This window comes from Bathymodiolus platifrons methanotrophic gill symbiont (assembly GCF_002189065.1).
Lineage (GTDB): Bacteria > Pseudomonadota > Gammaproteobacteria > Methylococcales > Methylomonadaceae > Methyloprofundus.
Map to the genome: position 1 here is coordinate 1 of NZ_BDMN01000234.1, position 8,128 is coordinate 8,128.

Consider the following 8,128-nt stretch of genomic DNA (forward strand, 5'->3'; position numbering starts at 1 on the left):
TCAGGGTATGGTACGTTCAAGTGGTTCTACTTGCGCTATTTACCGAGGAATTTATCGGGTGCTTTCCCGAAGGCCCCAAGTTACAACCGTTTCATTGAGTTATTACCCGAGGTGATTGTTCCTTTGACTGCTTTTATGCAAACTCGATGTGGCAAAGGAGAGGGAATTGCTTTTGTTGATTCGACACCTCTTCGTGTTTGTAAAAACCTTCGTATTCCACGACATAAAACATTCAAAGAGGTAGCGCAGCGTGGCAAATCCTCTACAGGTTGGTTTTACGGGTTCAAATTGCATATCATAGTAGATGACCGTGGAGAAATACTCTCTTTTTCAATCACTAAAGGTAATGTTGATGACCGAAAACCTGTTCCCTATCTGGCTAAAAAAGTGATCGGGAAGCTGTTTGGTGATCGTGGTTATATTTCTAAAAAACTGACTGAGCTTTTGGCAACTGATGATGTTGAACTGATTACAACACTTAGAAAAAATATGAAACCCCGAGTGATGGCTGCTTTTGATGCTATCTTACTGAGAAAGCGCAGTATTATTGAAACAATTAATGATCAATTGAAAAATATTTTTCAGCTAGAACACTCTAGGCACAGATCACTGACGAATTATATGGTCAATGCAGTCGCCTGTTTGGTTGCTTATTCGTACCAAGAAAAAAAGCCTGCTCTCAACCTAAGAAGAGAAGATTTATTGCCTTTGCTATAATTCCTTATCCCGAACTCAGGTTATAGCTAGGTTTATTTATGCCAGTTTAATGACAACACATGATTTATATTACTCTTCAATAAAGGCGGCTAGTTTGCTTTTAAGAGCAAAGCACGAGGGAAAGAATAGATTAAAAGTTTTAGCGGCATTAGATGAATTAAAAGAAAACGGGACAATTTATAGCTATGATATTGAAGAAAAACGGGAAGGACGCAAGATTGTAGATATTAAATATATAATTACGCCAAGTTCTGAATTTTCTAGCGAACAAAAAGCCGCTAATGCAAGAGCTAATATCATAAAACAAAAAGCAGTAAAAAATGATCTTAAAATTGTGGATAAGTCAAAAGCAAGGTAGGCAGTACACGGAACACTTAAAGTCAAAAAGTAGGCAGTACACGGAACAGTAAGTAGGCAGTACACGGAACACTTGAGCAAAAAAGTAGGCAGTACACGGAACACTTAGGGGTAAAGTAGGCAGTACACGGCACACTTAAAAAATTATTTTAACTCTATATTATTGATATATAACATTTTTTTTGCTTGCAAAAATCCCCTATCCTTTCCTTTATTTAACCTTTTATATTTAACCTTGTAAAAGTGCCTTGTGGATAAGTTAAGTCAAAATTAAAAATCTGCGTTTATCATCGTTCCCAAAATATCCAAAAAAAGAAAGCCGAGCGCATGAAGCAAATGAATTTAATCGACTGGCTGGACGGTAAGCGGGTAATCAGACAATTACCGCCGACCCAATCGACACAGCACCGCCTTTTCATCATCAAGGAGTTAAAGCCCATCATGCGAGAACTTGAAGCCTTGGAACTGTCAGCCCTCACAATTTCCGAAGCAATGGCACATTATCAAAATATCTACCAAGAAAAAGTACAGCAAGCGATTTTAAAAGGTTTTGAATAGGGTTGCTAATCTCTTGTGTATGTTTGTACATTTAAGCGATAAAAACGCACCAGCGGGCAACCTCAAGCGATTACGGCCTATATTTTCATGCTTTCAAAGGGAAAAAGCTCAAGAGCCAGTTAATTAGGCCGAAAATGAAACTTTCGTTTTATCTATTAAAAAAACAAAATAAATTCTTTAGACCTTAATTTTTTCTTTTCTAATCAGGTGTATTTTTTCCTGACTGAAAGAATAATATTTTTATGAAAGCGCATGTTTTCGGTTTTCCCCTGTTTTCGTAAATAAGCGGCTCTTTCTTCAATATTCAATTTTTGAATATGCAAGGCCATACCCACCGCGAAAATTTCCGCTTGATAGCGTGGAATACCCCCGCGCATAAGTTTAAATACCCAAAATTCATTTTTTAGGGCGGGGCGAGTATCTTTTAGAAAACTTGGCATTTTTAATTCTTGGTTTGTTGTTCAATGGCTTTCAAAAAATCATCATAGGCACATCTTAAAAGCGTGGGATTACCGTCCAGTATTTCAAATTCTGCTTGCATCTTTACAAGCGGTAAAGTGGTTCTGTCGCATAAATCCCCCTTCCCGACGTTATCTGCTATCATAATTAGGTGTGATGTTATTTGCACTGGCAATTTCTTGCAGTGTTTTTTCATTCTTTAAAACTTCTAATACCAACTTGCTTTTAAATTCAGCACTGTAGACCGTTCTTTTTCTGCTCATTTTAATACTCCAATTTTTTACAAATAGTAACTAATTTGGAATAAGATTGCTTTGATTTCTTGTCTGGATTTGCTGGGGGATTATAATATTCCTGCTTATAAGCAGTTTATGGCTTTAGCAGGATAGTTATGCCTGAAGACCAGGAGGTCTGTGCTTTTGATAATTATTGCGACAGAACCCTTATACTCGATGTTCAAGTTTTTCCATCCCATTGCCAATTATTGAACAGTGGGAAAACACAAGCCGAAGTAGGAGAGTTGTTAGGTGTTTCAGCTAATACTATTGGTCGGGAATTAAAAAGAAAATAGGGCATTATCATTGTGATAGAAAGTTTTAATAACAAGACCGATAAAGTTGGCGATGATTTTAAGAAAACCATTACTACGGGTAGTAAAGTTGATATTGCAGCAGGTATATTTTCTATATATGGGTATGCAGCATTAAAAAAAGAACTCGATAAAATTAAGCAACTCAGGTTTATATTCACCGACCCTACCTTTATAGAACTGGATAAAAACAAAAGAGAGCAAAGACAGTTTCAAATCAATTCTAATCATCGAAAAAAAGCAATCAGTGGTTCTGATTTTGAGATAAATTTAAAAAATGAACTTACAGGGAAAGCTATTGCACAAGAATGTAAAAAATGGATTGAACAAAAGGCTTCCTTCAAAACAAATGCTGTAAATCAATACATACAACCGCATTTAAGATTAAAAAATGATAAAAGTAACTTTGTTTATATGGGGATCAATGAATTCACCAGTGCAGGACTAGGTTATCAAAAAGACAATACTATTTTAAATCAAATCATCAAAACGGATGATTTAGATACAACCCAGCAATATTCCCAAAATTTTGAAGATGTATGGAATGATGAAAAAGTATTAAAGGATGTTACAACAGAAGTCATTGACTACATAGCGGAGCTATATAAAGAAAACTCACCCGAATTTGTTTACTATGTAACCCTACATAATATTTTCAATGAATTTTTAGAAGATGTCTCTGAAGATGAACTTGCCAATGAAAAAACAGGCTTTAAAGAATCTGTTATATGGAACAAGCTCTATGATTTTCAGCGTGACGCTGTTTTAGGCATTATTAACAAATTAGAACGTCACAATGGCTGCATTTTGGCTGATAGTGTTGGTTTAGGTAAAACATTTTCAGCGTTAGGGGTTATTAAGTATTATCAAGAACGCAACCGCACTGTATTGGTACTCTGCCCTAAAAAACTAGGCGATAACTGGAAAACATTCTTAAATAATTATGATGACAACCCATTAATTAAAGACCGCTTTAATTACGATGTTTTGTATCACACCGATTTATCAAGAAACAGAGGATTTTCAAATGGCATTGATTTATCAAGAATTAACTGGGGGAATTATGACCTCGTGGTAATTGATGAGTCCCATAATTTCAGGAACAATGACCCGAAAAAAGATAAAATCACCCGTTACCAAAAATTACTTCACCAAGTCATGCAAGCAGGCGTTAAAACAAAGGTTTTAATGCTTTCAGCCACACCAGTAAATAATAAGTTTACTGACCTTAAAAACCAGATTGCGCTAGCTTATGAAGGGCAAACCCAAGTCATAGATAACCACATGGATGTTAGCCAATCAGTCGATAGCATTCTCAAGAACTCACAAAAAATATTTAATGGCTGGTCTAAATTAGATGATAAAGAACGTACTAGCCAACAACTTTTAAGCCGTTTAAATACAAATTTTGACTTCTTTAAATTACTCGATAGCGTCACCATTGCCCGAAGCCGAAAACATATCGAAAAATATTACGATATGGAGAAAATTGGCAAGTTTCCAACACGATTAAAGCCCATCACACACCGCTCGGATATTACAGAACTCAAAGGCTTTATTGGCATAGCCGAATTATACCAAGAACTATCCAAGCTGAACTTATGCACTTACTCACCTATGAACTATATTTTGGCTAGTAAGGTACAGTTTTATAGTGATTTATATGATACTGAAACCCATCAAGGCTCTAGCTTTAAGCAATCACATAGGGAAAAAAGCCTGCAAACGCTTATGCGAGTCAACCTACTTAAACGGTTAGAGAGTTCAGTAGATTCCTTTAGAATTACCCTAGAAAAACTGGTTAATAGAATAGAAAGCAATATCAATAACATTGAAGACTTTGAACAAAATGGCACCAAAAGCTATGCCGATGAGCCACAGGTTAATGATATTAATTTAGATGTTGAAAGTGATGATTGGCTAGACACTGAGTTTAGTATTGGCGATAAAGTAAAAATCAACCTCGCGGATATGAATACATCAGGCTGGAAGATAGACTTACAAGAAGATTATGAAATAGCTAATGCTCTGCTCAATGAAATAAAACAAGTCACACCTGAGCATGATAAAAAACTACAAGACCTAAAACAATTTATAACCAATAAGACCAACAACCCCATTAATGACGGCAATAAAAAAATCATCATCTTTAGTGCCTTTTCGGACACCGTAGATTACCTATATAAAAACACAGCACTCTATAGCAAAGAACAGCATAACCTTGAGAGTGCGAAAATAACGGGATCAGATAAAAATAAAACCACATTAGACATTGCCAATGAATTTAATAATATCCTTATCAACTTCTCACCACGTTCTAAAAGTAGGGGCAACACAACCGCCCCAGAAATAGATATATTAATTGCCACCGACTGTATTTCAGAAGGGCAAAACCTGCAAGATTGTGACACCTTAATCAACTACGATATTCACTGGAATCCTGTAAGAATAATTCAACGCTTTGGGCGAGTGGATAGGATCGGGTCACAAAACGAAGTTATCCAGCTTATTAACTTCTGGCCGCAACTTTCCTTAGATGATTACATTAATTTAAAAAATAGAGTTGAAAGTAAAATGTTCATGGTGGATATGACTGCCACAGGTGAAGACAACGTATTAACTAATCAATCTTCTGATTTATTATTCAGGAAAAAACAACTGCAACAGCTACAAGATGAAGTTGTTGATATAGAAGATGTAGATACAGGCGTGTCTATTACGGACTTAGGGCTTAATGATTTCCGCATGGACTTAGTGAATTACATTAATGAAAATGGCAGTTTAGAGAGCGTCCCAAGTGGCATACATACTGTGTGTAATAAAGTCATTGAAAAAGGCATCCATGAAGGGGTTATTTTTGTTCTAAAAAATATTAATAGTGACGTTAATATTGATAGTATCAACCAGCTACACCCGTTCTATCTTGTCTATATTAAAGAAAATGGGGAAATACTTTCTAATCACCTCAATGTAAAGCATACCCTTGATATATTAAGACTGCTCTCAAAAGGCAAAGATGAGCCAATTAGAGACGCTTACGAATACTTTAACTTAGAAACAGACGATGGTAATAATATGGATGCTTACTCAGACATGCTCGGTGATTCCATAAACTCTATATTAAATACCAAAGAAGAGAGTGATGTAGACAGCCTTTTTTCAGAAGGTGGAACTAGCGCATTAGTCAATAGTATTAAAGGGCTAGAAGACTTTGAATTACTCACCTTTACGGTCATAAAATAATGAGCTTACACCTACCTGATAGCGCATTAGTTAATCGATTTATAGCCAAAACCAAGTTCTATGAGAAAGCAGCTATAAGCTCTAAATTAAAAGATGATTTTGTTAATAAAATACAAAAAATCACTTGGCAATATAAGCTCTCAGAAAATACGTTAGGTATCAATAAAACAGCCGCCGTGACAGAAATACAAGTCTTTGAGATTGAATTAAAAGAGCAGCTTATTCCTAAAAACATTCTTGCGCTGATTGATAAAGTCATTCCTTATCAAATTCTTTATCAATTCAGATTTAATGAACATATTGCTTATGCTATTACTTTAAAAGGTTTAAGTGATATTGAAAAACCAATGCCAACAGATTATTACTTTTCAGAATGGAATGAGCCTGTTCAGTTTGATTTTACAGGCACAGACTTAGAGCAAGTCTACCAAAAGCTGATTAAAGCTTTTATTAAAAATCAAACAACAAAACAAAAGGATTTTAAGGCGGTTATCGAAACTGACCATAAAACCAAACAGCTAGAAAAAGACATTGCCTTACTGACTAAGAAAATCAGTAAAGAAAAGCAAATGAATAGAAAAGTCGAGTTGAACAAGACATTATTAGATAAACAGCAGCAATTACAGCTTATAAAGGACGTATCGTGATCGAAAAATTAAAAATGCAAACCCCGAATATTACTGAGCAGAACATGGAACAGATTGCCAAGCTATTTCCTAATGTAATGACAGAGACCCAAGATGAAAAGGGCAACAACAAAAGAGCCATTGATTTTGATCTATTAAAACAAAGTTTATCCAGCGTCTTAGTGGATGATGCCGATGAGCGTTACCGCTTAGATTGGCCTGGAAAGAAAGCCGCTTTATTAAAAGCCAATACCCAGATTACCAAAACCTTACGCCCTTGTCGTAAAGACAGCGTGAACTTTGATAGCACCGAAAACGTGTATATCGAAGGCGATAACTTTGAAGTATTGAAGATTTTACAAGAGTCGTACTTAGGTAAAATCAAGATGATTTATATTGATCCTCCGTACAACACAGGCAAAGATTTTATTTATAAAGATGCCTTTAAAATCAGTAAAGAAGAATACGAAGAAGAGATTGGGGCAGTTGATAAAGAAGGCGATAAGCTGTTTAAAAATACGGATTCTAATGGCCGGTTTCATTCTGATTGGTTGAGTATGATCTATGAGCGACTTATTGTTGCAAGGGATTTACTGAAAGATGATGGGGTGATCTTTATTAGTATTGACGATAATGAGGTACATAATTTAAGAAAAATTTGTGATGAAATTTTTGGAGAAGAGAATTTTGTAGCAAACTCTATATGGCAGTCAAGAACATCAATATCAGATGATCATGAAATATCTATGAACCATAATCACACCGCTATTTATGCAAAAAACAAAAATAACTTAAAATTTTATGGTGAAAAACTAAATGAAAGTGAGTACCAAAATAGAGATAATGATCCTAGGGGGCCATGGAAACTCGTCCCGTTAGATGCCAATAAGCCAGGTGGTGATACTAATTATCCAATATTGAATACAAACAATAATAAAGAATATTTTCCTCCCGAGGGCAGAAGTTGGGCAATAAATTCAAAAGATTTTAAAAAACTGTTGGATGATAACCGCATAGCTTTTGGAATAAATGGAGAAAGGGCACCAAAAAAGAAATTATTTTTGTTAGAACGATTAGAAAAAGGTGACACAAAAACTCCTAGTTCAATATTATTAGATGCAGGGACAACAAAAGATGGAAGTAATGAACTAAATACTTTATTTGAAAGAAAAAAAATATTTAGTTACCCAAAGCCTGTAGATTATTTATCACGGTTAATTCAATACGGAATTTACTCAGAAAAAAATCAAATTGTTTTGGATTTTTTTAGTGGGTCTGGAACAACAGCACACTCTGTTATGTCTTTGAACGCATTAGATGGAGGGGATAGAAAATTTATTGCTATTCAATTAGCTGAAAACCTTGATGAATCATTATTGAAAGCATCAGATGATGCTAAAAGCATTATTAAGAATTCTATTAGTTTTTTAGATTCAATAAAAAAGAAACATTTGTTAACAGAAATTGGGAAAGAAAGAATTCGCCGCACTGGTACTAAAATAGTCGAAGACAATCAAGATAAAGCAGGGATTGATAAACTGGATATTGGCTTTCGCGTCTATAAGACAGGCTCAAGTAA

Annotated in this window: 8 protein-coding genes and 1 pseudogene; 7 read left to right on the forward strand and 2 right to left on the reverse strand. The window is 35.1% G+C overall.

What is annotated here, in order from left to right; all coding sequences use genetic code 11:
• From CDZ78_RS13275 to CDZ78_RS13285, 3 genes are all read left to right on the forward strand, one after another.
• The coding region (locus tag CDZ78_RS13275) for an IS982 family transposase (RefSeq protein ID WP_087870441.1) at positions 1–717 on the forward strand (717 nt) is incomplete at its 5' end.
• A 49-nt stretch (positions 718–766) separates the two neighbouring features.
• On the forward strand, positions 767–1,075 hold the full coding sequence (locus tag CDZ78_RS13280; RefSeq protein ID WP_087870442.1) for a hypothetical protein: 309 nt from the start codon (positions 767–769) through the stop codon (positions 1,073–1,075).
• 326 nt (positions 1,076–1,401) lie between these two features.
• Positions 1,402–1,632, forward strand: coding sequence for a hypothetical protein (locus CDZ78_RS13285; protein ID WP_087870443.1), 231 nt, complete (start codon positions 1,402–1,404; stop codon positions 1,630–1,632).
• Between the two features lie 203 nt (positions 1,633–1,835).
• Here the strand turns inward: CDZ78_RS13285 and CDZ78_RS13290 are convergent, their stop codons facing one another.
• Both CDZ78_RS13290 and CDZ78_RS21320 read right to left on the reverse strand, forming a co-directional pair.
• Positions 1,836–2,072 carry a hypothetical protein gene (locus CDZ78_RS13290; protein ID WP_087870444.1) on the reverse strand — a complete coding sequence of 79 codons (237 nt, stop codon included), beginning with the start codon at positions 2,070–2,072 and terminating at the stop codon, positions 1,836–1,838.
• A gap of 168 nt (positions 2,073–2,240) precedes the next feature.
• Positions 2,241–2,354: pseudogene (locus CDZ78_RS21320) on the reverse strand (transposase); the annotation flags it as partial.
• A gap of 128 nt (positions 2,355–2,482) precedes the next feature.
• On the opposite strand from CDZ78_RS21320, the gene CDZ78_RS13295 reads away from it, so the two are divergent.
• The 4 genes from CDZ78_RS13295 to CDZ78_RS13310 all read left to right on the forward strand — a co-directional run.
• Positions 2,483–2,662 (forward strand): helix-turn-helix domain-containing protein, encoded by a 180-nt coding sequence (locus tag CDZ78_RS13295; protein ID WP_087870445.1) that lies wholly within the window; start codon positions 2,483–2,485, stop codon positions 2,660–2,662.
• A 12-nt stretch (positions 2,663–2,674) separates the two neighbouring features.
• Positions 2,675–5,923, forward strand: coding sequence for a helicase-related protein (locus tag CDZ78_RS13300; RefSeq protein WP_087870446.1), 3,249 nt, complete (start codon positions 2,675–2,677; stop codon positions 5,921–5,923).
• The gene (locus CDZ78_RS13305; RefSeq protein WP_087870447.1) at positions 5,923–6,570 is read left to right on the forward strand and encodes a DUF4391 domain-containing protein; all 648 of its coding nucleotides are present in this window, start codon (positions 5,923–5,925) and stop codon (positions 6,568–6,570) included. Before CDZ78_RS13300 ends, CDZ78_RS13305 begins: the two co-directional genes overlap by 1 nt.
• Positions 6,567–8,128 (forward strand): site-specific DNA-methyltransferase (locus CDZ78_RS13310; protein ID WP_087870448.1); only part of this gene is annotated, 1,562 nt, incomplete at its 3' end. The genes CDZ78_RS13305 and CDZ78_RS13310, both read left to right, overlap by 4 nt.